Below are 25135 nucleotides of genomic sequence, written 5' to 3'. Positions count from 1 at the left end.
GATCGGCGGGCTTTTTTATTGGGCAGCCATGATTTCCGGCGGGCGAATGTAGGTTCTCAGGCCCTTGGCCAGCGCATCGAAGACCACCCGGCAACGCGGCGCCGCCTTCAGGTTTTCGTGCATGACGAGCCATGTCTCGAGCTTCATTACGAACCCGTCTGCCAGTACCGGGAGAATATCGGGGTCGCGGGCAGCAAGCGCATTCTGACAGATACCGATGCCGAAACCGGCGCGAATGGCGGCAAGCTGCGCGAGGTTGCTGTCTGCCTTCAGCGCAAAGCGCACGTCCGGCAGGCCGGGTGTGCGGGCGATGATTGCCCGGATCGCCGCCGTCTCGCGGTCATAGCCGATCAGGCTGTGGCGGCTCAGATCGGCAAGCGTGGCCGGGGTGCCGCGCCGGTCGAGGTATCGCCGGTGGGCGTGAAAACCGAGCGGCACCGCGCCGATATGAAGCGCCACCAGCGCATCCTGACTGGGCACCGCCATGCGCACGGCGATGTCCGCCTCCTGCCGCAGGATGTCCTCGATCGCATCGGAAGCCGACAGCTCGATGGTCAGATCCGGATATTGCACATGCAGCTCGGCAAGGATCGGCGGCAACACCTCGATACCGATCACTTCGCTGGCACTGATGCGCACCGTTCCGCTGACCGTATCCTGCTGGCCGGAGGCAGCGCGAAGCAGGGCCGCTGATGTTGCTGCGAGCGCTTCGGCATAGGGTTGAAGCGCGCGGGCGGCATCGGTCGGCAACAGTCCCTGCGGCGAGCGAGTGAAGAGCGGAAAGCCGAGCATCTCCTCCATTGCATCGACATGGCGCCCGACCGTCGGTTGCGTCAGCCCGAGCTCGCGCGCCGCCGCCGACAGCGAGCCTTCTTTCAGCACCTTCAGGAAAGTCCGGTAGTAGTCCCAGCTCGGCTCGATCTTGCTCATACATAAAAGTATAGCAATGAAACAGAAAACGACAATTCCGTTTATCCCGGAATTGCACGACATTTCCTCCATCAGAACCGATGGAGCAGACGCAATGACCGACAATCTGGAAAAGGCAAGAACAGTCCTGGTATTGGGCGCGACCGGCGGCATCGGTGGTGCCGTCGCCCGCGGCCTCAGCCAGCGGGGATGGAAAGTGCGCGCACTCAATCGCAATATCGCCAAGGCCGCGCAGAAGGCGCCCGCGTACGAATGGGTGGAGGGCGATGCGATGAAGCGGCTGGACGTTCGCGCCGCCGCAGAAGGCGTCGAACTGATCGTTCATGCCGTCAATCCGCCCGGTTACCGCAACTGGGGCAAGCTGGTACTGCCGATGCTCGACAACACCATTGCCGCCGCGAAAGCGGAAGGCGCGCGCATTTTGCTGCCGGGCACGATCTACAATTTCGGTCAGGATGCCTTCCCGCTTCTGACCGAAGACAGCCCGCAGAACCCGCATACGGACAAGGGCATGATCCGCAAGGAGATGGAACTTCGATTGAAAGCTGCGTCAGACGCCGGTGTCGGCGTGATCATCCTGCGGGCTGGAGATTTCTTCGGCCCCGATGCCGCCAACAACTGGTTTTCGCAAGGGCTGGTCAAGCCGGGCAAGCCGCTGACCGCGATCAGCTATCCCGGAAAGAAGGGCGTCGCCCACCAATGGGCCTATCTGCCCGATGTGGCCGAGACGATGATCCGTCTGGTCGAGCGTGCCGAGGATCTGCCGGCCTTTGCCGTCTACCATATGGGCGGTTTCGTCGATGATGACGGCACGAAGATGATCGCCGCCATCCGGCGCGCAGCGGGACAGCAAAGGCTTCCGGCACGTGCCTTTCCATGGTGGCTGGTGACGCTGGCTTCCCCCTTCGTCCCGCTCTTTCGGGAGTTGCGCAAGATGCGCTACCTCTGGCGCCAACCGCTACGGATGCCGAACAATCGATTGCTGGACTTGCTCGGCGAGGAGCCGCGTACACCGATCGATGAAGCGGTGGCCAAAACCCTCAAGGCGCTCGGCTGCTTGCCGCAGAGTGCCGGACAAATCGGCGCCGGCGAGGGACTCACCCCAGCCAAAATGGCGATCAGTTCCTGAAGACCAAGCAAGCGCCACCATTTTTCCGAATGGTGGCGCAAAGCGCATTGGCTTCCACCTGGCTATCGCGGCCGATTCGGGCGGCATAACGAATGCGGCGGCCGAAGCTGGCATTGCGTTCGCGCAGGAGCAGGGCCTTCTCGCTACGGATCGGGGCCGGCAGACGTTTGACAGCGTTGACGAAGAGCCGCTGCGCCACCGATTTCTGAAAATGCGCCGCAAGCTGTACGCCCCAGGGCGCCCACTCCGCCTCATCGATCACGTCGATCTCGCGCAGTTGGCGGGTGCTGGCCAGCGCCACGCAGCCGTCGAGAAAATTCTTGCTCTTGTCGAGCGTCAGATCGAGTGTCTTTGGCGGATTGTCCCGCCAGTCCTCGACGCTGTAGGCGGTGATCGCCAGCACATAGTTGCGTGTCTCCGTCGGCAGCCAGTCCACTTCGAGGAAACGCTCCAGCCCATTTTCACCGGCATTGTAGGCGGCGGCGGCAAAACCGAGATTGCCGTAGCGCGACTTCAGCTCACCAAGATATTCGGCTGATTTTCCCAGAGCGGCAACGACATCGAAACTGTTGGAAAGGCCACGCATTTTCGCCGTTCCCGGCATGAACTGCGCGATGCCTTCCGCCCCTTTCGGGCTGACCGCATTCGGCCGAAACAGGCTTTCGCGCCAGATAAGGCGCGCAAAGAAGGCTGAAGGCAAGTCATTGGCGGCGGCATAATGATCGATGACGCCGCAAACATCGCGCTCGAAGCTTTCCTTGCTGATGCACAGCGATTTAACCGGGTCCGTCACCGACCGGCCGACATAGATGCACTTGGCGCGCACCGGCAGCTCGTCGATGCGAGCCTGAGCGATATCCGGCGACCCCATGCTCACGGCCATCAAAAGCGCCAGCAGCCCTCTGGCGGCAAACGCAAGACCTTTTGAGCTGCCGTTCCCCATGCCGTACCGCCCGCAATGCCTCATCGAAACAGACCGGCTTTATACATAGCATCTCGCGAGGTCAGGAAAAACAGGTCCTTCAGGCGGGTGAGCCGGTGGAGAGCACCAGTTGCATGAAGGTCAAGTCGAGCCAACGGCCGAACTTCGTTCCAACTTCGCGCATTCGACCGGTCTCTGTGAAACCCAGCCGTTGGTGAAGCCGGATCGAGGCGGCATTCTCCGACTCGATCCCCGCCACCATCACATGCTTGTTGAGACGTTCGGCCTCGGCGATCAAGGCAACCATCAGCTCGCGGCCGATGCCGCCGCCACGGCTTTTGCGGTGGACATACACGGAATGCTCGACCGTGTGCCGGTAACCGTCAAACGCACGCCAGTCGCCGAAGGAGGCATAGCCGACGATATCGCCGCTGTCTGCCACCGCGACCAGGACCGGGTATCCGGCATCGCTTCGCGCCCTGAGCCAGGCAGCTCGATTGGCGACATCGACGATCGTGTCGTTCCAGATGGCGGTCGTATTGGCCACCGCGTCGTTGTAGATGTCGCAGATGACCGGCAGGTCATCTTTCGTTGCTTGCCTGGTCAGCATGTTGCCCCGCATGTTCGTACACCATATGACTACGTCATGGATACTAAAGTGTACAGCCTTGATCAACGCATCAGTGATCGCATTCGTCTCGAGCGGGAAATCCGCGGCTGGTCACTGAGCGAGCTTGCGGAACGCTCCGGCGTCTCCCGCACGATGATCCACAAGATCGAGCGCGCAGATAGCAGTCCGACGGCAACATTGCTTGCGCGGCTTTCCGGTGCCTTCGGCCTGACCATGTCGACGCTGATCGCCCGCGCGGAAATTCAGGAGGGTCGCCTGTCGCGGCGCGAGCACCAGCCGGTCTGGCGCGATCCGCAAAGCGGATATCTCAGGCGGCATGTCTCACCGAACTCCGAGCTGCCGCTGGAACTGATCGAGGTCGAACTGCCAGCGGGTGCGGACGTGCCTATGCCGGCGGCCGCCTATGCAATGTTTCGCCAGTTGATCTGGGTGAAGCAGGGCGCCTTGACCTTCACGGAAGGCGAGGAGACGCATGCGCTGGCAGCAGGCGATTGCCTTGAGCTCGGACCACCCACGGACTGCATCTTCCGCAATGGCAACGATACGTTATGTGTCTATGCGGTGATCCTCTTAAGCAGCCGCTGACGCTACCTGTCGATTTCGGCTGCAGCGATCCGCGCGACCAGCATTTCGCCCTCGACATCGAAGTCGTCATCATCCTCCAGAAACCATGCGGCAGAGAGACCCGCATAGGCCAGAATCCAGGAAAGGATACGGCGCGGCGCCAGTCGAGTCGCCTCTGCGACAATAGCGAGATGGCGTTGCAGGCGACCGGGCTCGCTCACCACAGCCAGTTCCGGATTGCAGAAGAGATTGGCATAGTCGTAACCCGGATCGCCATAGACCGGCTTCGGGTCGATCGCCAACCAGCCACGGGCACTGAAGTCGAGAATGTTGCCGTGGTGAACATCGCCATGCAGCACGACCGGCGGATGCGGATCGGAAAACAAGGCCTCGGCCGCCGCAAGCGAACGCGCCAGCACGCCGCCATGGGTTCGTGCTGCCGGCGCCAGTGCCGCAAACCATCTCTCAAGCGGGACGAGATCGGGAATGGCCGCATCGCGGGGCGCATGGAGCGCAGCCACCGTCCCGCAGATGATCCGTGTCGCCACCTCGTCGCTTCCCGTCATCGCCATATGAAACAGCGATCGCCGGCTGTCGGTACGCTCCATCACAAGCGCATCCTCGTCGTCGGCATAGACTTCGGCAGCACCCTGGCCGGCCCACCAGAGCATCGGCAACCGGCCGAGCTTCTCTTCCACCTCGTGAGCGACCTTCAGCATTGCCGGCAGGCCGCGCCAGCGCACCGGCAGCAGTTGGCTCGATCGCGTTGAGACCCGGTCACCGTCCGGCTGCAGCGACCATTTTTCGAGGTAGGGAGCAAACATACAAGGAGGGATGGTCCGTTGGCGATCAAGCCCCGCCGACCGGCGGGGCTTGAGGGATGTGGTGGTATCAGGCGACCTGTTCAAGAGACGGGTAGTCGGTATAGCCCTTTGCGCCGCCGCCATAGAACGTCGCTTGATCCGGCGCATTCAACGGAGCGTTCTCCTGCAGGCGCTCGACAAGGTCAGGATTGGCAATGAACGGCTTACCGAAGGCGACCAGATCGGCCTCGCGACTTTCAACTGTCTTTGCCGCCAGATCGCGATCATATCCGTTGTTGGTCATCCAGGCAGCCTTGCCGCCGGCAGCGGCATAGACGGCGCGTAGAGCGTGGTAGTCGAACGGACGCTCGCCCTGTTGGTGATCGCGCGGACCGCCGGTCGCACCCTCGATGATGTGGAGATAGGCGAGGGGATAACGGGCCAGGTTCTTGACGACATAGCTGAACAGCGCCTGCGGCTCCGGATCGAAGGCGTCGTTGGCGGGCGTCACCGGCGAGAGACGGATGCCGACACGGCCGGCGCCGATCTCCGAGGTGATGGCATCAACTACCTGGAACAGGAAGCGGGCGCGGTTCTCGATCGAACCGCCATAGGCGTCGGTGCGCTGGTTCGAACCGGAGCGCAGGAACTGATCGATGAGATAGCCATTGGCGGCGTGGATCTCGACACCGTCGAAGCCGGCATCGATCGCGGCGCGGGCAGCCTTGCGATAGTCCTCAACGATCCCGTCGAGTTCGCTGATGTCGAGCGCACGCGGTTCGGAGGTTTCGGCAAACGAACCCGTGCCATCGGGATTGATCAGATAGGTCTTGGACTTTGCCCTTATCGCTGAAGGTGCAACCGGCTTGCCACCGTCCGGCTGCAGCGAATCATGTGAGATCCGGCCGACATGCCACATCTGTACGACAATCCGGCCACCCCTGGCATGCACGGCATCGGTGACCTTGCGCCAGCCCTCGAGGGCTTCGGATGTGTAGAGCCCGGGCACATCGGCATAACCCTGGCCCTGCTGGGTGATCGCAGTTGCCTCGGTGATCAGCAGGCCAGCCGATGCGCGCTGTTCGTAATAGGTGGCGTTGAGTGTGTTCGGCACGGCCTTCGGCGAACGATTGCGCGTCAACGGCGCCATGACGATGCGGTTCTTCAGGGTGATGTCACCAATGGTGATGGGATCGAATAGGGTAGCCATTGCAGGTCCTTTCGGTTTCAGTTTGGTCTTGGGGGGGTGTCAGAGACTGCCGATGTCCTTCAGGAACGCGGCAATCGTCTCTTCGTTGCGCCTGTAGAAAACCCATTGGCCGAGACGGCGGGTTGTCACCAGGCCAGCGCGCTGGAGAATGGCGAGATGGGAGGATACGGTCGATTGCGACAGGCCGCAGCGCTCGAACTGCCCCGCGCAAACGCCCATCTCAAACGGATGCTCCTGGGTCGGAAAGTGCACCTCGGGCTCCTTCAACCAAGCAAGGATGCTCACTCTTGCCGGGTGTGCCAGGGCCTTGAAGATTTCGTCTCGATCCATCGTCTATCGCCATATCGTGTTTTATCGATAGATGTATCGGCTACACTCGATATTCAAATCACAAGAGCGTGAGGAGGAAATGAGCAAAAAAAGAGGGCCGCAAGAAAACTTGGGCCCTTGTAGTTGTGAAGGTAATTAGAACCTCCAGAGGGGAACAGCTGCTGCGGTGGCGGGGAGGAGAAAGCCACCAAGAATGCATCAGCTACATTTTGATATGGGAAGCGAAGTACCAGCTTTCAATAGCCGGCTGTGAATTTCGTCACGGCTCGCCCGTGTCCACACAGTAGACAAAAAAAGAGGGCCACAAGATGACTTGGGCCCTTATAGTTGTGAAGGTAATTAAACCTCCAGAGGGGAACAGCTGCTGCGGTGGCACTGGGAGGAGAAGCCACCAAAGATGCATCAGCTGAGGGTGGTATGCTGCTTTTTTGGGCGAGCAGCAATCATTTAATATGCATGTCAGCCATGCCATGTGCGCATCACTGCTCATTTTTGCACCGCACAAACAAAATGCGGCGCACCAAATGCGCCGCACGATCTAAATTACGATTATAAAACAACGAGCTAATCAGCCATCCGGCAAATGCTCACAAATCGAGCAATGGCGCCTTTGGCGTCAGAAGCTCCAGTTCCTGGCCTTGGCGACGATGTAATCGCGGAAGACCTTGAGCTTGGCAGCATTCTTCATCTCGTCGGGATAGCAGAAGTAGGTGTCGAACGACGGAATGTCGGCACTGATCGGAAGTTGTATCAGGCCTGGATCGCGGCCGACGATATAGTCAGGCAGCATCGCTATGCCGATGCCGAGCAGGCAGGCGCGCTTGATCGAGGTCTGGCTGTTGATCTGCAGATGCGAGGTCCGCGGGTTGTCGGAATCGCGGCCGGCGATTTCGAGCCAGTTGACGTCGAGCAGGTAGTTTGGCGCAGGTTCGCCGAAGGTAATGATGCGGTGGTTGTCGAGATCGTCGAGCGACTGCGGTTCGCCGTGCTTGTTGATGTAGGAGGGCGCCGCATAGACGTGCATATGCACGGTGAAGAGCTTGCGCTGGATCAGGTCGGATTGCTGCGGCTGGCGCAGGCGTATGGCGCAGTCGGCATGGCGCATGTTCACGTCGAGCTCCTCGTTATCGAGGATCAACTGTACCTGGACATCAGGGTGCAGCGACATGAACTCCTGGATCTTGTCGGTCAGCCAGCCCTGGCCAAGGCCTACGGTCGTCGTGATGCGCAGCTTGCCGCTCGGCTTGTCGGTCGTCTCGCTCAGCTGAACCTTGACGCTTTCGAGCTTCATCAGCACTTCGTGCGCAGTCCGGTAGAGGATCTCGCCCTGCTCGGTCAGGATCAGGCCGCGCGCGTGGCGGTGGAACAGCTTGATGCCGACATCCTGCTCAAGCGAGCTCACCTGACGGCTGATCGCCGACTGAGAGAGATGGAGCTTGTCTGCCGCATGCGTGAACGACCCAGCCTCGGCCGCCGCGTGAAAAATGCGCAGTTTGTCCCAATCCAGCGACATGAAGTCCCCCATATGAAACCACCCCGGGGGACGGGATCATGTCCTCCGCGTGCGGCTGATGCATCTGTTCCCATACGGGAAGGCTCCTTGCCTGGAGCTTCCCGATTCGCAGCTTCTATTCGGCTGCAATTGCGACGGGCATATGACCCGCCAGGTATTTCTCGGCCTCGAGCGCCGCCATGCATCCCATGCCTGCAGCCGTCACGGCCTGGCGGTAGATGTCGTCGGTGACGTCACCTGCGGCAAAAACGCCGGGTATATCGGTCGCCGTCGAATCAGCGGCCGTCCAGAGATAGCCATTGGACTTCTGCCGGAGCTTGCCCTTGAACAGTTCGACAGCCGGCGCATGACCGATTGCGACGAAGACGCCGTCGGTCACCATGTCGCTCGTTTCGCCCGTCTTGGTGTTGCGCAGCTTCACGCCATTGACCGATGCAGGCATCGGCGGCTTGGGGGCGGCACCAAGATATTCGACGACCTCGTGGTCCCAGATGATCTTGACGTTGGGCTTGGCGAACAGGCGCTCCTGCAGGATCTTTTCGGCGCGGAACGAATCGCGGCGATGAACGACGGTGACGGTCTTTGCGAGATTGGAGAGGTAAAGAGCCTCTTCAACGGCCGAATTGCCGCCGCCGACGACGATGACGTCCTTGTTGCGATAGAAGAACCCGTCGCAGGTGGCGCAGGCCGAAACGCCGAAGCCCATGAAAGTCGGCTCGGTTTCGATGCCGAGCCACTTTGCCTTGGCGCCGGTGGCAATGATCAAGGCGTCAGCCGTCCAATCGTTGCCGCTGTCGGTCTTGACGCGGAAGGGGCGAACGGAAAGGTCAACATCCGTGACCAGATCATTGACGATCTCGGCGCCAACATGCGTCGCCTGCTTCAGCATCTGCTCCATCATCCACGGACCCTGAACCGGATCGGCATAGCCCGGATAGTTCTCCACATCGGTGGTGATCATCAACTGGCCGCCTTGTTCCATGCCGGCGATCAGGACCGGTTCCAGCATCGCGCGCGCCGTGTAGATGGCGGCGGTATAACCGGCCGGGCCGGAGCCGATGATCAGCGCTTTTACGTGGCGGGCAGTCATGGTCTTGTCCTTCGCTCACCGAATGGCCGAAGGGCCCTGTCCGGTTCCGTTACATCACAGGCAAATAGTGCCATACTTTAGGTATTCCCCCCCGGGACTTTCAAGGGCGGTCGCGGTGATACACACAAGTGCTTGAGCCCAAGGCGCCGATTTGACACCAGATCAGGCATTTTTGCACCGCTTGCGTCCCCCTTCTTCACGTCACAAGCCCGTGATGACATCGCATGAGAACCGGATCCAGCGAACGGAACATGAGATACAGGGATCGAGGGCAACACGACATTGCCCCCTTACACGCCTGACGGAAGACCTAGGACGGGCGCGAAGGCGTGGATCGCCACAGGTTTTTCGACGAACGCCCCCAAAAGAATCGACGTCAACCGGGCGCGACCGCCTCTGAACGCCGGTTTTCCCGCGAATAGTCGGCGCAGATGCTTGTTGTCGGATCGGTTTGGCGATATTTCACGCGGATTCACTTTGCTGGAGAGGCATATGGGGTTGAATGCAAGCCGCGTTTGGCTCGACCGCGAACTCGCCGCGTTCGGCAATTCACGACCGGAGAGTAGCCTCGCCTTCAGTGCGGGAACCGGATCGCAAACATACGCCTCCACGCCTCCAAGATCGCCCGCCGATAACACAAGGCTCACGCGCTACGAGCGAGAACTGCACACGCAGGGTCCGTCACTACGTGCAGGTCGAACGGACGGTCGACTGTCGATCAATTCTCTATGGCCAACCTGATAAAATCGGCTCGGTGACGACAACCTACCGGGCAATCCAAGCAAAGATACTCCTCTTCGGCTTTGCCCCATGCATCAAAGTCGCTTTGTGAAAAGGACGAACCTTCATGACGAAACAAGTCGAGCTCGACGCAATCGATCTCAAGATCCTTCGCGAGCTCCAGCGTGACGGCAGGATGACCAATGTGGATCTCGCCCAGCGTGTTGGCATTTCGGCGCCCCCCTGTCTGCGACGGGTGCGCAAACTCGAGGAAACCGGCGTTATCAAGGGCTACCACGCGCTGCTGAACGCACCGGCGCTCGGCTTCGATCTGGTGGGTTTCTGCATGGTGGGTCTCAAGCGGCAGTCGGAGGCGGATCTCAAGGCATTCGCCGCGGCAACCGCGGAATGGCAGATCGTGCGCCAGGCATGGACAGTCTCGGGCGAAAGCGACTTTCTGCTTCATTGCGTCGCCGAGAACCTGACCGCGTTCCAGGATTTCGTCATCGAGGTTTTGACCGCCAACGAGCGCGTCGATACGGTTCGCACGATGTTGACCATTCGTCAGGTCAAGGATATCGGGCTGGTCCAGATCTAGGATCCGGAACACTTGCGGATCCGCAACGGCAGCGAGGCTCCCTTGGAGAACGCAGACACGACCGAAGTTGAGTGGCGTCATCCATGAGCAAACTTCCGCTTTCCGCCTTCATCATTTGCCAGAATGAAGAGGCCTACCTCGGCAACTGCATCGAGAGCCTCGAGCAGTGCGCCGAGATCGTCATCGTCGATTCGGGATCGACGGATGGCACTGCCGCGCTCGTGCAATCCTTCATCGATAATGGATGGCCGATCCGCTTCATGCACGAGCCCTGGCGGGGCTATGCGGGCCAGAAACAGTTCGCGCTGGACCAGTGCACGCAACCCTGGTGCTTCAACATCGACTCCGACGAACGCCTTGATGAACCGCTGAAGGCGCTTCTGCCGTCGCTGCTTGACGGGCCGGCCGAGACGGTCGGCTGGCGCGTGGCGCGCCGCCCCTATTTGATCGGTTACGGTTATACGCCGGTGCGCGTGCATGAGAGGCGAAATCTGCGCCTGATCCGCAAGGGCAGGGGACGCTACGACCTCAGTCAGAAAGTGCACGAGGGTATCGTACCCGATGGTCATGTTGGCGCCGCCAGCAAAGGCAGCCTGCTTCATTATCGTCCGCTTGTTATCGACGAACAGATCCTGAAGGAAAACAAGTACTCCACGCTGAAGGCGGATCAGCAGGCAGCGGCCGGAAAACCACCGCGGCCATACAAGATGCTGTTCAGCCCACCGCTTTACTTTTATCGTCTCTATTTCCGAAACGGGCTTTGGCGCTGTGGCTTTCCGGGCTTCATCGAAGCCATGACGGGCGCCGTATACGCATTCTTGACCGCCGCAAAAATCTATCAGAGGCACGCACTCAGTAAGCGTCCCAACAACGATGATGCCGCTCTGCATTGAAAGCATCCAGGTGATTTTATGAAAGTGATGCATATCCATTTTGGCAAGGACGGTGGAGCGGAACGGTTCTTCGTCAATCTCGTCAACGCATTGCATGATCGTGGTGTCGAGCAGCGCATGCTGATCAGGCCCGACAGAAGCTGGCGTCAAGAGCTGGAGCATTGCGGCAAGATCTACGAAGGCGTCTTTCGCCGAATTTCGCTCTCGCGCTTTGTCCTTCAGGCACGCATGCAGCGGATATTGCGGGAGTTCCAACCCGACGTGATCATGGCCTGGCAGCTTCGCGCAAGCCGTTTCATGCCTGTCTACAACAAGGCCTTCCGCATTTCCCGACTTGGCGATTATCCGGAGCACCTCGGTTACTACACGAATGTCGAGACGCTCGTCTGCATAACACCCGATATCGCCGATCGCGTCAGAAAGCTCGGCTGGAAGCGTGGGGTCGAAGTGATCGCCAACTTCACACGGGCAACGCCGGCGGCCGCGATAGAGCGCCGAGACCTCGAAACGCCGGAGGATGCCTTTGTCGTCGTCGGCATGGGGCGGTTCGTGCCGCGAAAGGGCTTCGATCATCTGCTGCGCGCCGTCGCCAAGGTCAATGGCGCCTATCTTTGGCTGCTGGGCGATGGTCCCGAACGCGCCAACCTCGAACGGCTTGCAGAAGAACTCGGCATAAGGGACCGTGTGCGCTTTCCTGGCTGGAAGACGAACGCCTATGGCTACCTGTCGGCGGGCGATGCCTTCGCGATCACATCATTGCATGAGCCTTTGGGCAACGTCTGCTTTGAGGGGTGGGGTGCGGGAGTAGCCACTATTGCGTCTCGCGCCGAGGGGCCGTCCTGGGTCATGACGGATGGCCAGGACGCACTGATGGTTGATTGTGCCGATGCGGAGGGTCTGGCAATCGCTATCGAACGGCTGCGCGACGACCCGGCGCTTCGCACGCGCCTCTGCGAAGGTGGGCGCGATACGCTTGCCAAGCGTTTTTCGGAGCAGGTGATCTCAGAGACCTACCTCGAGCTGTTTGCCCGGGGTTCGAAGCAAACATGAAACTCGTCCATTTTCACTTCGGCAAGGATGGTGGCGCCGAGCGTTTCTTCGTCCATCTCGTCAATGCCTTTGCCGAGCGCGGCGTTGAACAGAAGGCGATCATTCGACCGGATCGGATCTGGCGCAAGGACATCAGCCCTTCCGTCGGAATCAAAGAGAGCCATTTCCGGAACCTGTCGGTCGACCGCATCCTTCTTCCATGGAAGACAGCACGGCTCGCCAAGACGTGGAAGCCGGATGCTCTTATGGCATGGGCGCCCCGTGCCAGCGAATTGATGCCGAACTACAAGGGTTGCATCAAGATCTCGCGGCTCGGCGACTACCCGCCGCGGCTCGACTACTTCCGCAACACCGACTGCCTCGTCTGCAACACTCCTGGCATCGCCGCGCATGTGCGCGAAATCGGTTGGAAGCGCGACGTCGAGGTTATCTCCAATTTCACCAGTACCGAACGCGTCGCTGCCGTCAGCCGCGCCACGCTGGATACGCCGAACGACGCGCCGGTCGTCATGTCGATGGGCCGCTTCGTTGAGCGCAAGGGCTTCCATACGCTGATCGAAGCGATCGCCAAGGTGCCGGGTGCGTATCTCTGGCTTGTCGGAGATGGGGAAGAGCGCGAAAACCTCGAAAAGCTTGCCATCGATCTCGGTGTTTCGGGCCGGGTGCGATTTGCCGGCTGGCAAAAGGACACGCGTGCGTTCCTGGCCGCCGCAGACATCTTCGTCATGGCGTCAAGCCATGAACCACTCGGCAACGTTATTCTCGAATCCTGGGCGCAGGGCACGCCAGTCGTTTCAAGCCGCTCTGAAGGACCGCAATGGTTCATGCGCGACGGTGAAAACGGCCTGATGGTCGATATCGGCGATGCCGAGGGTTTCGGCCACGCCATCGAGCGCATAGCAAACGACCGACAGATCGGGTCGCGTTTGGCAGAACGCGGCTACGAAACGCTGATGAACCAGTTTTCCAAACAGGCCATCACCAACGCCTATTTGAAGCTGTTCGCCTCGAAGAAATAGGCGGCAGTCGGCCACTAGGCCGGTCAGCGCATCAGCCGTTCGTACACTGAATTGATGGCGGCCGCTTCGCCTTCGATCGCAAACGAAGTGGCGGTGCGGACAAGGCCATTCGCACCCGCTGCTGTGCGCCGCCGGTCACCATCCATGAACGCGGCCGTCGCCTCGACCATGGCTTGAAGGTTATCGGCCGGGACGATCGTCCCGGTTTCGCCTGCACCGCTCACAACCAGTTCGGAAAATGCGCCGACATCGGTCGCCACGACGGGAACGCCCGTTGCCATGGCTTCGAGCGGTGTCAGACCGAATCCTTCCCAGCGCTGCGGCGCGACGAAAAGATCGAGCGCCCGGTACCAGTCGGGAATGTTGGTGTGTTCACCGACAAACAGGATACGCTCGGCAAGCCCGGCTTTGGCGACGCGCTCCTTGAGCTCGTTTTCAAATGCCACATGCGGACCCGTCGCCCGACCGGCAACGATCGCGCTCCAGCTTGGACGGCAGGGCAGGAGGGCGATCATGCTATCAACGAAGAGATCGGTGCCCTTCTGACGGCGGACCCGCCCGAAGCAGCCGACGAATTTCTGGGCCGGATCGACGCCAAGTGCGGCCTTCGCCTGATGCTGATCGACGGGCGGCTGGAACCGTATGGTATCGATCCCGTGCAGGATGACGTCGTTCGGCACTTCGAGATAGGCGGCTGTCTTGCCGCTTGTCGCGATCACCGCATCCATACGGCCGATCAGAAATTTACTCCAGCCCGTATGGCGGCGCTGGGATGCCGAGGTGAAGGCAATCTTCAACTTCATGCGCAGGAGATCGCGCAGGATGATCGCCGGCAACATCTCGACGTTGCGCCGAGCGTGCCAGACGCGGCAGCGCCGGCCGTCGGGCGCTTTCCAGAGATGCAGGAGATCGAGAAACCTGATCGAAGGCAGACTGTCGGGAAGACCCGGACCGAGCACCGCGATCTTCTGACCCAGCGCGCGCTGGATCGGGATGAGTTGGATGATTGTCGAGGTAACGCCCGAGAGGCGCCGCTTGAAATTGGGAGCGATCACCTCGACGTCCCGGATGTCAGCCACGGAATCGCTCTCCTTGCGCATGCGACAGTCAATGTCTTGGAGGCAGGGGGATCGGGGCGAAGCGGAACCGTCGCCCCAAAGGGGCGATCAGCCCCAGTTTACCGCGAGGATTTCGTAGGCCTTGGAACCGCCGGGTGCGTTCACTTCGATGGAATCGCCGACTTCCTTGCCGATCAGCGCGCGGGCGATCGGCGACGAGATGGAGATGCGTCCAGCCTTAACGTCCGCTTCCTGATCGCCAACGATCTGGTAGGTTTTTTCTTCCTCGGTGTCCTCGTCGACGAGCTTCACCTTGGCACCGAACTTGATCTTGGAGCCGGACATCTTCGACAGGTCGATGACTTCGGCGCGCGCGATCAGGTCTTCGAGTTCGCCGACGCGACCCTCGTTGTGGCTCTGAGCCTCTTTGGCGGCATGGTACTCGGCATTTTCCGACAAGTCGCCATGCGCGCGTGCTTCGGCGATGGCCTCGATGATTCGTGGTCGCTCTTCCTGCTGGCGCCAGCGCAGCTCCTCCTGCAGGTTGACGAATCCACCCTGTGTCATCGGCACTTTGTCGACCATTTCAATGTCCTTCATCAAGCACGAGGCGCCGCTTGGGGGCGGCGCCAACGCAAAAGAAAACGGTCTCCGGCGCGCAAGCACCGGAACCGTCCGAAATATCCGAACCGTTCTTATAGCAGAAAGGAAACTGCCAATGCCAGATTTTTCGCCATGATCCACCGCGTCCTTCACTTGGGGGGCGCAACTTGCAGACGCTCCTACCAATTTGACATCCTCGATAATGGGCTTTACCTCAACCGCGGTTGAGGTCGTAACAGTTCTGTTTCCGAAACGACGAACACACGGAAATGACAGGATGAGCACGACAAAAGACGACCGCGACGCAGGGAAAGCCGAGGGCCATTCAGAAGCGGAAGGGCGTTGGGCCGAGTTGTTGCAACCCAACCATCTGGCGGCGACCGTGACGCTTTGCCTCGGTGTCGCGCTCTTTGCCTTCAACGAGTTCTTCATCTCGACCGCGCTCCCGACGGCAGTCGAGGAATTTGGCGGTGCGGCACTGCTCTCCTGGGCCTTCACCCTCTATCTCGTCTTTGCAATCATCGGCGGGGCATTGGCTGCCAATCTCAAGGCGCGCTTCGGCGCCCGCAATGCGTTGATCGCAGCAGCGCTTGTCTTCGTCACCGGCACAGTGATTGCGACGCTGGCGACGAGCATGCCGCAGGTCCTGGTCGGAAGGCTGTTTCAAGGGCTGGGCGAGGGCATCATTGCCGCTATTTGCTATGCACTGATCCCGGAGCTTTTCCCGCCTCGGCTCGTGCCGAAGGTCTTCGGTGCAGAGGCCATCGTCTGGGCAAGTGCTGCCTTTGCCGGTCCGCTCATTTCAGGATTTCTCACCGACCACTGGTCATGGCGTGCGGCCTTCTTCGTCAACATTCCCGCCGCCGCCATCTTTATTGCGCTGGTCCTTGCCATCGTACCCAGACGGTCGGCTTCGGCGCAGATCGTGCAACCCATTCCGCTTTTTCGCCTGATCGCATTTGGCCTGGGCATACTGCTGATCTCGGTTTCGAATATGCTCCAGAACGGATTTGCCATGGCGGCGCTCGTGGTCGTAGCGATCGCCGTTCTCGTCAACACTGTGCATCTCGACCGTCGCTCCAGGCACTCAATTCTCCCGCTTGGCGCATTTTCGATCGGGCGCCCGCTCGGCACCGGCCTCTGGATCATTCTGCTGATGCCGTTGGCGCAGGCTTCCGGCTCCGTCTATCTCGTCTACGGCTTGCAACACCTCTGGAATTTCGGCCCGACGGCCGCCGGATTCTCGAGCGCGCTGATGGCGATGTCGTGGAGCTTGACCGCCATTCTGGTGGCGAGCCTGCGCTCGCATGATCTGCGTGTACGATTGATCTGGGTCGGGCCACTGCTGCTTTGCCTCGGGCTCATCGGCCTGACGGTCGCGATCGCGACAGCGGAGTTTCGGTTGGTTTTCGCAGGTCAAATTGCCATTGGTGCCGGCTTCGGCGTCTGCTGGGGCACGCTCAGCCAATTGCTGATGGATGTGTCGCCGCCCCCTGAGCGAGACAAGACTTCGGCACTGCTGCCGACGCTGCAATCCGCAGGTTACGCAGTCGGCGCAGCCGTCTTCGGGCTGACCGCCAACATACGCGGCTTCGATGAAGGCGCACGGTTGGCCGTCATGCGCGACGCGCTGTTAGCGGTGTTTGCCTTGAGTTGCGTGATCTCGGTTGCGTCGTTGTTCTTCGGCATCAGGACTGTCCGGCTTGCGCGCAGCCGAAGGCCAACACGCAGCGAGGCTCGGGCACAGCGGCCCGTGACGGTCGATTGATCACCAGGCCGTGGGCAGGGCGGCGGCGGTTTCGGTGGGGCGGCGGAATACGCCAAGGCTGCCTCGACCGATCAAAGCGTCCTGTTCACGGCCACGACCGTCTGACGGCGCAATCGTCGCCAGAATCTCGCCGCTGCCCGAGCGCACATGGACCCTCAGCGATCCATAGTCGGCATCGCGGCCAATCTTGTCGGCAATTCGCTGGCCGTAATACAGGGCGGAACCTTCGTCGAAGTGGCTGATGCCGTCCTCGTCGACAAAGCGCTCGTCGCCCCAATACAAATCGAAGAAATAGACCTGCACGATGTTGCCCCATCCCATGCGCAGTGCCGGATCTTTCCGACTTGGGAGCGCATGTGGGCATGTAAGCACCCGGCGACCGAACCTAGGCTGAACCCGGCGTTCAGGTGGCGTTCACAACAATGAGGGGGAGATTGCGCACTCGTAGAGCGATTTCGGCTGAGCATCGAGCCGCCGCTCGTCAGCGGCCCAACTGCGCGCACCCAAAGATGCGCGCAGCCGTCGTTCGATCAGGCCTTGAAGTAGCTCTGGAGCGGGCGAACCTCGAGGTTGCCGGCCTTGAGCGCCTTGATCGCGCGCGCTGCCGCCTCTGCACCTGCCATGGTGGTGTAGTAGGGCACCTTCTGCATCAATGTCGCGCGGCGAAGCGACTTGGAATCCGAGATCGCTTTGTTGCCATCCGTCGTGTTGATGACAAGCTGGACCTGCCGGTTGCGGATCGCGTCCTCGACATGCGGACGACCTTCCTGGACCTTGTTGACCTTGACGGCGGCAATGCCGTTTTCACCGAGGAAGCGGGCGGTGCCGCCGGTCGCCATCACCTTGAAGCCGATGTCGACGAGAATGCGGATCGCCGGTAGGACGCGGGTTTTGTCTTCGTCGCGGACGGATACGAACACCGTTCCGTCGCGCGGCAGATCGACGCCGGCACCGAGCTGCGACTTGGCAAAAGCAAGCGCGTAGTCGGTATCAAGGCCGATGACTTCGCCAGTCGAGCGCATTTCCGGGCCGAGCAGCGTGTCGACACCGGGGAAGCGGGCGAACGGGAACACGGCTTCCTTGACGGCGATGTGCTTCAGGTTGCGCGGGTCGGGCTTTTCGCCGTAGGCGGCGATCGCCACATCCAGCGCTTCACCGGCCATCACGCGGGCAGCGATCTTGGCGATCGGCGCACCGATGGTCTTGGCGACGAAGGGCACGGTGCGCGAGGCGCGCGGGTTGACTTCGAGCACGTAGATCGTGCCGTCCTTGATCGCGAACTGGACGTTCATCAGACCACCGACATTGAGTGCTTTGGCCAGCGCCGTCGTCTGGCGTTCCAGCTCGTCGACCATCGCGTTGTCGAGCGTGTGAACCGGCAGCGAGCAGGCACTGTCGCCGGAGTGAATGCCGGCCTCCTCGATGTGCTCCATGATACCCGAGACGAACACATCCTTGCCGTCACAGAGGCAGTCGACGTCGACTTCCGTGGCGTTGCTCAGGTAGCTGTCGAACAGCAGCGGGTTCTTGCCGAGAAGCGTGTTGATCTGGCCGGTCTTGTCGTTCGGGTAACGCTGCTTGATGTCTTCCGGAACGAGGCCCGGAACTGTATCGAGCAGATATGTCTGCAGCATGCTTTCCGAATGGATGATCTGCATGGCCCGGCCACCGAGAACGTAGGACGGACGCACGACCAGCGGGAAGCCGATTTCGGCGGCAACGAGGCGTGCCTGTTCGACCGAATAGGCGATGCCGTTGTTCGGCTGGTTGAGATCGAGCTTCATCAGCAGCTTCTGGAAGCGGTCGCGGTCTTCGGCAAGGTCGATCATGTCGGGTGCGGTGCCGAGGATCGGGATGCCGTTCTTTTCCAGTGCTTCCGCCAGCTTCAGCGGCGTCTGGCCGCCGAACTGCACGATGACGCCGACCAGTTCGCCCTTTTCCTGCTCGGCGCGCATGATCTCGATCACGTCTTCAGCGGTCAGCGACTCGAAGTAGAGCCGGTCCGACGTGTCGTAGTCGGTCGAAACGGTCTCGGGGTTGCAGTTGATCATGATCGCTTCATAGCCAGCGTCCTTCAAAGCGAAGGCGGCATGGCAGCAGCAATAGTCGAACTCGATGCCCTGGCCGATCCGGTTCGGACCACCGCCGAGGATGACGACCTTCTTGCGGTCGGAGACATCAGCCTCAGAGCGGGCCGCACCAACGAAAGGCGTCTCGTAGGTCGAGTACATGTAGGCGGTCGGCGAGGCGAATTCGGCGGCGCAGGTGTCGATGCGCTTATAGACCGGGCGGACGTTGAGCGCGTTTCGAAGTTCTGCCACTTCCTTCGGGCGCTTGCCGCCGAGCGTTGCCAGCCGGGCATCGGAGAAGCCCATGGCCTTCAGCATGCGCAGGTTCTCAGCATCCTGAGGCAGGCCGTGCTCGCGGACGCGCGCTTCCATGTCGACGATCGCCTTGAACTGGGCGATGAACCACGGGTCGATCTTGCTTGCCTCGTGAACTTCGGCCTCGCTCATGCCGAGACGCAGCGCCTGGGCAACCATGCGCAGACGGTCCGGCGTCGGCGTACCGATCGCGGCACGGATAGCGTTACGGCCATCGCCGTTCTCGTCCATGTCAGGGATTTCGATTTCATCGAGACCGGTGAGCCCGGTCTCAAGGCCACGCAGCGCTTTCTGCAGCGATTCGGCAAAGGTACGGCCGATCGCCATGACTTCACCGACCGACTTCATCGCAGTGGTCAGGACCGGCGAGGCGCCTGGGAATTTCTCGAAGGCAAAGCGCGGGAACTTGGTGACGACGTAGTCGATCGACGGCTCGAAGGATGCCGGCGTCGCGCCGCCGGTGATGTCGTTCTCGAGTTCGTCGAGCGTGTAGCCGATGGCGAGCTTGGCCGCGATCTTGGCGATCGGGAAGCCGGTTGCCTTGGAAGCGAGAGCCGAGGAGCGCGAAACGCGCGGGTTCATCTCGATGACGACGAGACGACCATCCTTGGGGTTGACGGCGAACTGCACATTCGAGCCCCCGGTCTCGACGCCGATCTCGCGCAGCACCGCGATCGAGGCGTTGCGCATGATCTGGTATTCCTTGTCCGTCAGCGTCAGCGCCGGAGCAACGGTGATCGAATCGCCGGTGTGCACGCCCATCGGGTCGATGTTTTCGATCGAGCAGATGATGATGCAGTTGTCCGCCGTGTCGCGGACGACTTCCATCTCGTATTCCTTCCAGCCGAGAACCGATTCTTCGATCAGCACTTCGGTGGTCGGCGATGCGTCGAGGCCGCTGCCGACGATGTCGAAGAATTCGGTGCGGTTATAGGCGATGCCGCCGCCGGTGCCGCCGAGTGTGAACGACGGGCGGATGATCGCCGGCAGGCCGACATCGTCGAGCGCCTGCGCGGCGATGGCCATCGCATGGTTCATGTAGCGCTGCTTGCGATCGCCTTCGCCGAGGTTCCACTGGTTTTCCAGTTCGTCGAGCGCCGTGTCGAGTTCCGGCCCGGAAAGGCGGCCCTTCAGTTCGGCGCGTTCGGCCTCATGCACCTTGCGGTCGTGGTCCTTGATGTCGGTGGCGTTCGCCAGGCGCGACTTCGGCGTCTCCAGGCCGATCTTGGCCATCGCCTCGCGGAAGAGCGCGCGGTCTTCTGCCTTGTCGATCGCGTCCGGCTTGGCGCCGATCATCTCGACATTGTAGCGGTCGAGAACGCCCATGCGGCGCAGCGACAGCGCGGTGTTGAGCGCGGTCTGGCCGCCCATGGTCGGCAGCAGTGCGTCTGGGCGCTCCTTGGCAATGATCTTGGCAACGACTTCCGGGGTGATCGGCTCGACGTATGTTGCGTCCGCCAGACCCGGGTCGGTCATGATCGTTGCCGGGTTGGAGTTGACGAGGATGACGCGGTAGCCTTCCTCCTTCAGCGCCTTGCAGGCCTGGGTGCCGGAATAGTCGAATTCGCATGCCTGACCGATGACGATCGGCCCCGCGCCGATGATGAGGATCGATTTGATATCTTGGCGCTTCGGCATGGTCGGTCATCCGTTTCTAGCTGCGCGAAAAACCGGCCAAAGTGGGAGGTCACCGGCCGGGCACGCATTGATGGTCTTTTCAGGCTAGAAGCGGCTTATAGGCAAATGTATCTGCAAGCGAAACCCCGAAAATTCCGGAATCGACAGGAAAGCCGACATATTTCGGCATGGGCTTTTGCAACGTGTCGGACGGCGGTCCCAAAGCCGCATGCGGGCCGTCAAATCACGCCCGGTACCACCAGAACCTCGACCTCGCCGGCAGCAGGCGGATGGGCAATCACGCTGGCGGCTTCATCGAGCGAAACGTGCCGCGCGATCCTCCGTGCAAGAGGTGCCTGTCGGTGCCACACGCCTCGACGCGCACCAGCAGGTCACCAGGGCCGGGAGCAGGCGTCCACCTTACGCAGGAAGTTCACTTCACCCAGGAACAGGTCGTCAATCGCCTCGAGCCGCAACGCCTTCATGACCATGCCTCCCTCCACAATTTCCCTGGTGCCAATAGGATTGTCAAAGCGGGACGGTCAAGGACGCGATCGAGGAAGGCGATAACCCCAGCGCTGCCGCACGGCCGCAGCATAGGTGCGGCTCACCGGCACTTCGGTTCCATCGCAAAGCAGGATCGTCATGCGACCGTTATCACGGACGAGGCGTGCAACATGCGCGTCCGCCACCCAATGGGAACGATGGACCTGCAGGCCCGCCACCGGGCCGAGTTCACCGAGCGCATCGGCGAAGCGCAACAGGACGAGTTCACGGCCGAGAGTGGTCGTCACTTCCGTGTAGTGATCGCTAACCGTCACGTGCAGCGGCAGGCCGCGATTGGCGGGTTTCAGGCGCAGAAGCAGCGGTACCCGGCCCGTCTCCTTGAGAAGAGCCGGGTTGCGGGACGTCTGTTGCCCGGCCTCGTCGGACGCGATTGCGGTGGTGCCGGCGTCATTCAGCTCCAAGGCGAATTCAGTGTTCATCGTCATCCAGGTCAAGGTGCAGAACAAGAGCGACAGGAACAGGCCGGTCGCGATGTCCGTCATGACGTCAGCGACTGTTGGAATGGCCGAAAAGGTCGCCGAGCCGATCGCGGTGGTCACGAGGCCGATCGGTATGCTGGCAACGGCTGCACCGATCATCATGCGAACGAAACCGGAGGCAACCTTTTCGCGCAGCAGGCCATTGGCAAGCACGGCCGAAACGATTGCGATCGCCCAGGTGACGGCGTGCAGCACGAGCCAGAACCCGAGCCGCGGCACGACAGCCAGGCGTTCGGCAGTGCCATAGGGCCCCGTGACCCAAAAGATCAGCACGACTGCAGCAAAGGTTGCCCAGAGGCGTGGCGCCTTGACGACAAGATGCAGCTCACGAAGCGTGGATTGCAGAAATGGGCGTTTCACGAAGTTTTCCGTCCGTTCCAGTCAAAGCGTTTGAGCGCAGCCCGGAGCCTGCCGCAAGTTCGGGGAAAATCAACAGCATAGAAATTTTTCATGACATTTTCACCTCTTCTCCATGCATCGTTCGCAGTGCAGCTGCACGTCGCGACCGTCATCCCGGCTGCCATCCTTGGTGCTTTCCTGCTTGCCCGTCCGAAGGGCACACGCCTGCATAGGCTGCTCGGCAAAATCTGGCTCGCACTCATGGTCGTGACCGCATTCTCCACGTTCTTCATCCATGAAATCAAGCTGGTCGGCGGTTTCAGCCCCATTCACCTGTTGTCGATCTATGTGCTCTTCGGCAGCTGGCAGACGATTGCGGCCGCCCGGCGGCACGACATCCCCGCGCATCGCGGGCATGTGGCTGGCATGTATCTCGGCGGCATTGTCGTTGCCGGCCTCTTCACACTGCTGCCCGGAAGGCTGCTGCATGCGAGCCTGTTCTCCGAGCTTTCGATCTGGCAGTCAGCGGTGATGGCGGCTCTGCTGGCTGCGCTGCTCATTTCCGCAGCCGTCCTGTCGATCCGACAGGGTCGTCTCTTCGGTCGCCGCAAGTCCTCGAAAAGATTAGCTTGATCGCAACCTTACGGGCCTGATTGCGTTTTACAACGGCATTCGGCCCGGCATATAAAAGGTCTGACCGATATTGCGTATCGATCCATGCCGGGAGGACAGATCATGGAATGGAAAGGCCGCCGCCAATCCGGAAACGTTGAGGACCAGCGCGGGGCGAGCCCCGGCGGCGGTCTGGGCGGTAATCCATTCGGCCGCGGTGGTGGCTTCCGCATGCCCGGCGGTGGCGGAGGCATGCGTGGCGCCGGCGGCGGCATGAGCTTCGGCACCATCATCTTTCTGGTCGTGCTCTATTTCATCCTGAAGGCCTTGGGCATCGACATGCTGCAGGTGCTGAACGGCGGCGGCGGTCCGGTCGCGCAGCCGGGCTTCGAGCAGAGCGATGGCTCGCCGGTACCCCGCGGATCGGCGCAGGAAGAAGAGATGAAAGCCTTCATGTCGACGGTGCTGGCCGAAACCGAAGACACCTGGAACGGCATCTTCCAGGCGAGCGGCGAACAATATCAAGAGCCGAAGATGGTGCTGTTCAGCGGCTCCGTGCGCTCCGCCTGCGGCTTTGCCTCGGCAGCGTCCGGCCCGTTCTACTGCCCTGGTGACCGCAAGGTCTATCTCGACATGGGTTTCTTCGACGAGCTTGAGCAGAAGTTCGGCGCATCTGGCGACTTCGCGCAGGCCTATGTCGTTGCGCATGAAGTTGGCCACCATGTTCAGAACCTGATCGGCGTGCTGCCGAAGTTCAACCAGATGCGCCAGTCGATGGGTGAAGCCGAAGCCAACCAGATGTCGGTTCGCGTCGAACTGCAGGCTGATTGCTTCGCCGGCGTCTGGGGCAAGTATACCCAGCAGAAGGGCCTGTTGGAGCAGGGCGATCTGGAAGAGGCGCTGAACGCCGCCACCCAGATCGGCGACGACACGCTGCAGAAACGCATGCAGGGCTACGTCGTCCCGGAAAGCTTCAACCACGGCACATCGGAGCAGCGCATGCGCTGGTTCAAGCGCGGCTTCGACAGCGGCAAGATGGCGGCCTGCGACACCTTCTCCGGCCAGGTCTGATTCCAGACCGTCCAGGGAAAAAGCAAAGGGGCCGGCGAGAACTGTCGGCCCCTTTCGTTACCCGGGATTAGAGCGCTCTGGGTTAGACAAAGTTGCAGAGAACACTCTACAGCGCTGCGCGTCTTATTCTACGCGCAAAGATCGCTGTAGCACTTTGAATTGCTGCATGTTTTCACGCATTTCCTGACGGAAAACCGCTTCGCACTTTTCCTGGAAATGCTCTAATGGCGCTCGCTGTCCATATGGGCGAGCTGCGCCTCGGGATAGCGCGCGCCTGCGGCCGCATCCCTCGGCACCGCCCGCTCGATCGCGGCCAGATCTTCCGGTGTCAGATGTACCGCTTGCGATGCCAGCGCTTCGGCCAGCCGGTCGCGACGACGTGCACCGATGAGCGGCACGATATCCTTGCCTTGGGCTGCGACCCAGGCGATCGCAATCTGTGCCACGGTGGCGCCCTTCGCATCCGCCACGCGCTTCAGCGCGTCGACAAGGGCCAGATTTGTGTCGACATTGCCCGCCTGAAAACGTGGGCTGGCCGCGCGGAAGTCGCCACGTGCGACCGCATCCTTTTGCCAATGGCCGCTGATCAGGCCGCGCGACAGCACGCCATAGGCGGTAATGCCGATACCGAGCGCACGGCACGTGGGCAGGATATCGTCCTCGATGCCGCGCGAGATCAGCGAATATTCGATCTGCAGATCCGCGATGGGATGGACGGCCGCTGCCCTTCGGATGGTCTCGGATCCGACTTCCGAAAGCCCGATATGCCTGACATAACCTGCCTGCACCAGATCAGCGATTGCGCCCACTGTTTCTTCGATCGGCACGTCCGGGTCGAGACGGGCAGGGCGGTAGATGTCGATATGGTCGACGCCCAACCGCTGCAGGGTATAGGCGAGAAAGTTGCGCACCGCCTTCGGTCGGCAATCATAGCCCACCCAACTGCCACCAGCGTCTCTCAAGGCACCGAACTTCACGCTGAGAACGACCCGATCGCGGTCCTGGCCCTTGAGCGCTTCGCCAATCAGCATCTCGTTGTGGCCCATGCCATAGAAGTCGCCGGTATCGATGAGCGTAATTCCCGCATCGAGCGCCGCATGGAACGTGGCGATGCTTTCCGTACGATCCGACGGGCCATACATGCCCGACATGCCCATGCAGCCAAGGCCGATGTTGGAAACCATAGGGCCGACTTTTCCGAGCGAAACCTGATCCATTCTCGTTCTCCTTCGGCG

23 protein-coding genes are annotated in these 25135 nt (G+C 61.0%); 9 read left to right on the top strand and 14 right to left on the bottom strand.

Features of this window, described 5'->3' with window-relative positions:
• Nucleotides 1–15 precede the first annotated feature (15 nt).
• On the bottom strand, nt 16–930 hold the full coding sequence (locus tag ASD00_RS20305) for a LysR family transcriptional regulator (RefSeq protein ID WP_025427096.1): 915 nt from the start codon (nt 928–930) through the stop codon (nt 16–18).
• 94 nt (nt 931–1024) lie between these two features.
• On the opposite strand from ASD00_RS20305, the gene ASD00_RS20300 reads away from it, so the two are divergent.
• Nucleotides 1025–2059, top strand: a complete 1035-nt coding sequence (locus ASD00_RS20300) for an NAD(P)H-binding protein (protein WP_025427095.1) — start codon at nt 1025–1027, stop codon at nt 2057–2059.
• On the opposite strand, the gene ASD00_RS20295 is transcribed toward ASD00_RS20300, so the two are convergent.
• Nucleotides 2049–2930: a lytic transglycosylase domain-containing protein gene (locus ASD00_RS20295; RefSeq protein WP_234907880.1), complete on the bottom strand. Its 882-nt coding sequence runs from the start codon at nt 2928–2930 to the stop codon at nt 2049–2051. The genes ASD00_RS20300 and ASD00_RS20295 overlap by 11 nt on opposite strands.
• Before the next feature lie 151 nt (nt 2931–3081).
• A complete protein-coding gene (locus ASD00_RS20290; protein WP_025427093.1) occupies nt 3082–3591 on the bottom strand; it encodes a GNAT family N-acetyltransferase in 510 nt (169 codons plus the stop codon).
• A 36-nt stretch (nt 3592–3627) separates the two neighbouring features.
• On the opposite strand from ASD00_RS20290, the gene ASD00_RS20285 reads away from it, so the two are divergent.
• Nucleotides 3628–4197 (top strand): XRE family transcriptional regulator, encoded by a 570-nt coding sequence (locus ASD00_RS20285; RefSeq protein ID WP_025427092.1) that lies wholly within the window; start codon nt 3628–3630, stop codon nt 4195–4197.
• Nucleotides 4198–4199: 2 nt separating this feature from the next.
• Here ASD00_RS20285 and ASD00_RS20280 read toward each other — a convergent pair whose 3' ends face one another.
• The 5 genes from ASD00_RS20280 to trxB form a co-directional block, all read right to left on the bottom strand.
• Nucleotides 4200–5000 (bottom strand): aminoglycoside phosphotransferase family protein, encoded by an 801-nt coding sequence (locus ASD00_RS20280; RefSeq protein ID WP_025427091.1) that lies wholly within the window; start codon nt 4998–5000, stop codon nt 4200–4202.
• 67 nt (nt 5001–5067) lie between these two features.
• Nucleotides 5068–6189, bottom strand: coding sequence for an alkene reductase (locus ASD00_RS20275; protein WP_025427090.1), 1122 nt, complete (start codon nt 6187–6189; stop codon nt 5068–5070).
• A 39-nt stretch (nt 6190–6228) separates the two neighbouring features.
• The gene (locus ASD00_RS20270; RefSeq protein ID WP_025427089.1) at nt 6229–6519 is read right to left on the bottom strand and encodes a metalloregulator ArsR/SmtB family transcription factor; all 291 of its coding nucleotides are present in this window, start codon (nt 6517–6519) and stop codon (nt 6229–6231) included.
• 616 nt (nt 6520–7135) lie between these two features.
• Nucleotides 7136–8032: a LysR family transcriptional regulator VtlR gene (locus tag ASD00_RS20265; RefSeq protein ID WP_038577011.1), complete on the bottom strand. Its 897-nt coding sequence runs from the start codon at nt 8030–8032 to the stop codon at nt 7136–7138.
• Between the two features lie 115 nt (nt 8033–8147).
• Entirely contained in the window at nt 8148–9122 is a 975-nt protein-coding gene (gene trxB / locus ASD00_RS20260) for a thioredoxin-disulfide reductase (protein ID WP_025427087.1), read from the bottom strand.
• An 847-nt stretch (nt 9123–9969) separates the two neighbouring features.
• Between trxB and ASD00_RS20255 the strand changes: the two genes are divergently transcribed.
• The 4 genes from ASD00_RS20255 to ASD00_RS20240 all read left to right on the top strand — a co-directional run bounded on the left by ASD00_RS20255 (nt 9970) and on the right by ASD00_RS20240 (nt 13402).
• Nucleotides 9970–10440 (top strand): Lrp/AsnC family transcriptional regulator, encoded by a 471-nt coding sequence (locus tag ASD00_RS20255; RefSeq protein WP_025427086.1) that lies wholly within the window; start codon nt 9970–9972, stop codon nt 10438–10440.
• 83 nt (nt 10441–10523) lie between these two features.
• Complete coding sequence (locus ASD00_RS20250; RefSeq protein WP_025427085.1) at nt 10524–11333, top strand: glycosyltransferase family 2 protein; 810 nt, start codon at nt 10524–10526, stop codon at nt 11331–11333.
• 18 nt (nt 11334–11351) lie between these two features.
• Nucleotides 11352–12383, top strand: coding sequence for a glycosyltransferase (locus tag ASD00_RS20245; RefSeq protein WP_025427084.1), 1032 nt, complete (start codon nt 11352–11354; stop codon nt 12381–12383).
• On the top strand, nt 12380–13402 hold the full coding sequence (locus tag ASD00_RS20240; RefSeq protein ID WP_057208617.1) for a glycosyltransferase: 1023 nt from the start codon (nt 12380–12382) through the stop codon (nt 13400–13402). The genes ASD00_RS20245 and ASD00_RS20240 overlap by 4 nt, the downstream gene beginning before the upstream one ends.
• Before the next feature lie 23 nt (nt 13403–13425).
• Here ASD00_RS20240 and ASD00_RS20235 read toward each other — a convergent pair whose 3' ends face one another.
• Nucleotides 13426–14481, bottom strand: coding sequence for a glycosyltransferase family 4 protein (locus ASD00_RS20235; RefSeq protein WP_025427082.1), 1056 nt, complete (start codon nt 14479–14481; stop codon nt 13426–13428).
• An 87-nt stretch (nt 14482–14568) separates the two neighbouring features.
• Nucleotides 14569–15045 carry a transcription elongation factor GreA gene (gene greA / locus ASD00_RS20230; protein WP_025427081.1) on the bottom strand — a complete coding sequence of 159 codons (477 nt, stop codon included), beginning with the start codon at nt 15043–15045 and terminating at the stop codon, nt 14569–14571.
• A 295-nt stretch (nt 15046–15340) separates the two neighbouring features.
• On the opposite strand from greA, the gene ASD00_RS20225 reads away from it, so the two are divergent.
• Nucleotides 15341–16831 (top strand): MFS transporter, encoded by a 1491-nt coding sequence (locus ASD00_RS20225; protein ID WP_057208615.1) that lies wholly within the window; start codon nt 15341–15343, stop codon nt 16829–16831.
• On the opposite strand, the gene ASD00_RS20220 is transcribed toward ASD00_RS20225, so the two are convergent.
• The 3 genes from ASD00_RS20220 to ASD00_RS20210 form a co-directional block, all read right to left on the bottom strand.
• Nucleotides 16832–17152 carry a hypothetical protein gene (locus ASD00_RS20220; RefSeq protein WP_038576103.1) on the bottom strand — a complete coding sequence of 107 codons (321 nt, stop codon included), beginning with the start codon at nt 17150–17152 and terminating at the stop codon, nt 16832–16834.
• A 209-nt stretch (nt 17153–17361) separates the two neighbouring features.
• Nucleotides 17362–20853 (bottom strand): carbamoyl-phosphate synthase large subunit, encoded by a 3492-nt coding sequence (gene carB / locus ASD00_RS20215; RefSeq protein ID WP_057208613.1) that lies wholly within the window; start codon nt 20851–20853, stop codon nt 17362–17364.
• A 521-nt stretch (nt 20854–21374) separates the two neighbouring features.
• Entirely contained in the window at nt 21375–22238 is an 864-nt protein-coding gene (locus ASD00_RS20210; RefSeq protein ID WP_025427077.1) for a LytTR family DNA-binding domain-containing protein, read from the bottom strand.
• 90 nt (nt 22239–22328) lie between these two features.
• On the opposite strand from ASD00_RS20210, the gene ASD00_RS20205 reads away from it, so the two are divergent.
• Together ASD00_RS20205 and ASD00_RS20200 are read left to right on the top strand one after the other, a co-directional pair.
• Nucleotides 22329–22850, top strand: coding sequence for a DUF2306 domain-containing protein (locus ASD00_RS20205; protein WP_057208611.1), 522 nt, complete (start codon nt 22329–22331; stop codon nt 22848–22850).
• A 102-nt stretch (nt 22851–22952) separates the two neighbouring features.
• Nucleotides 22953–23900 carry a neutral zinc metallopeptidase gene (locus ASD00_RS20200; RefSeq protein WP_025427075.1) on the top strand — a complete coding sequence of 316 codons (948 nt, stop codon included), beginning with the start codon at nt 22953–22955 and terminating at the stop codon, nt 23898–23900.
• Between the two features lie 221 nt (nt 23901–24121).
• Here the strand turns inward: ASD00_RS20200 and ASD00_RS20195 are convergent, their stop codons facing one another.
• Entirely contained in the window at nt 24122–25117 is a 996-nt protein-coding gene (locus ASD00_RS20195; RefSeq protein WP_025427074.1) for an aldo/keto reductase, read from the bottom strand.
• Nucleotides 25118–25135: the final 18 nt, after the last annotated feature.

This window comes from Ensifer sp. Root31 (genome assembly GCF_001424825.1).
GTDB lineage: Bacteria > Pseudomonadota > Alphaproteobacteria > Rhizobiales > Rhizobiaceae > Ensifer > Ensifer canadensis.
This window is presented reverse-complemented; position numbering and strand designations above follow the sequence as displayed.

Coding starts and splice junctions, on each gene's coding strand:
- ASD00_RS20255 (WP_025427086.1), top strand. CDS start 9,970: ATGACGAAACAAGTCGAGCTCGACGCAATCGATCTCAAGATCCTTCGC.
- ASD00_RS20245 (WP_025427084.1), top strand. CDS start 11,352: ATGAAAGTGATGCATATCCATTTTGGCAAGGACGGTGGAGCGGAACGG.
- ASD00_RS20295 (WP_234907880.1), bottom strand. CDS start 2,930: ATGGGGTCGCCGGATATCGCTCAGGCTCGCATCGACGAGCTGCCGGTG.
- ASD00_RS20195 (WP_025427074.1), bottom strand. CDS start 25,117: ATGGATCAGGTTTCGCTCGGAAAAGTCGGCCCTATGGTTTCCAACATC.
- ASD00_RS20240 (WP_057208617.1), top strand. CDS start 12,380: ATGAAACTCGTCCATTTTCACTTCGGCAAGGATGGTGGCGCCGAGCGT.
- greA (WP_025427081.1), bottom strand. CDS start 15,045: ATGGTCGACAAAGTGCCGATGACACAGGGTGGATTCGTCAACCTGCAG.
- carB (WP_057208613.1), bottom strand. CDS start 20,853: ATGCCGAAGCGCCAAGATATCAAATCGATCCTCATCATCGGCGCGGGG.
- ASD00_RS20305 (WP_025427096.1), bottom strand. CDS start 930: ATGAGCAAGATCGAGCCGAGCTGGGACTACTACCGGACTTTCCTGAAG.
- ASD00_RS20300 (WP_025427095.1), top strand. CDS start 1,025: ATGACCGACAATCTGGAAAAGGCAAGAACAGTCCTGGTATTGGGCGCG.
- ASD00_RS20280 (WP_025427091.1), bottom strand. CDS start 5,000: ATGTTTGCTCCCTACCTCGAAAAATGGTCGCTGCAGCCGGACGGTGAC.
- ASD00_RS20220 (WP_038576103.1), bottom strand. CDS start 17,152: ATGGGATGGGGCAACATCGTGCAGGTCTATTTCTTCGATTTGTATTGG.
- ASD00_RS20250 (WP_025427085.1), top strand. CDS start 10,524: ATGAGCAAACTTCCGCTTTCCGCCTTCATCATTTGCCAGAATGAAGAG.
- ASD00_RS20285 (WP_025427092.1), top strand. CDS start 3,628: ATGGATACTAAAGTGTACAGCCTTGATCAACGCATCAGTGATCGCATT.
- ASD00_RS20275 (WP_025427090.1), bottom strand. CDS start 6,189: ATGGCTACCCTATTCGATCCCATCACCATTGGTGACATCACCCTGAAG.
- ASD00_RS20200 (WP_025427075.1), top strand. CDS start 22,953: ATGGAATGGAAAGGCCGCCGCCAATCCGGAAACGTTGAGGACCAGCGC.
- ASD00_RS20290 (WP_025427093.1), bottom strand. CDS start 3,591: ATGCTGACCAGGCAAGCAACGAAAGATGACCTGCCGGTCATCTGCGAC.
- ASD00_RS20270 (WP_025427089.1), bottom strand. CDS start 6,519: ATGGATCGAGACGAAATCTTCAAGGCCCTGGCACACCCGGCAAGAGTG.
- ASD00_RS20205 (WP_057208611.1), top strand. CDS start 22,329: ATGACATTTTCACCTCTTCTCCATGCATCGTTCGCAGTGCAGCTGCAC.
- trxB (WP_025427087.1), bottom strand. CDS start 9,122: ATGACTGCCCGCCACGTAAAAGCGCTGATCATCGGCTCCGGCCCGGCC.
- ASD00_RS20225 (WP_057208615.1), top strand. CDS start 15,341: ATGAGCACGACAAAAGACGACCGCGACGCAGGGAAAGCCGAGGGCCAT.
- ASD00_RS20265 (WP_038577011.1), bottom strand. CDS start 8,032: ATGTCGCTGGATTGGGACAAACTGCGCATTTTTCACGCGGCGGCCGAG.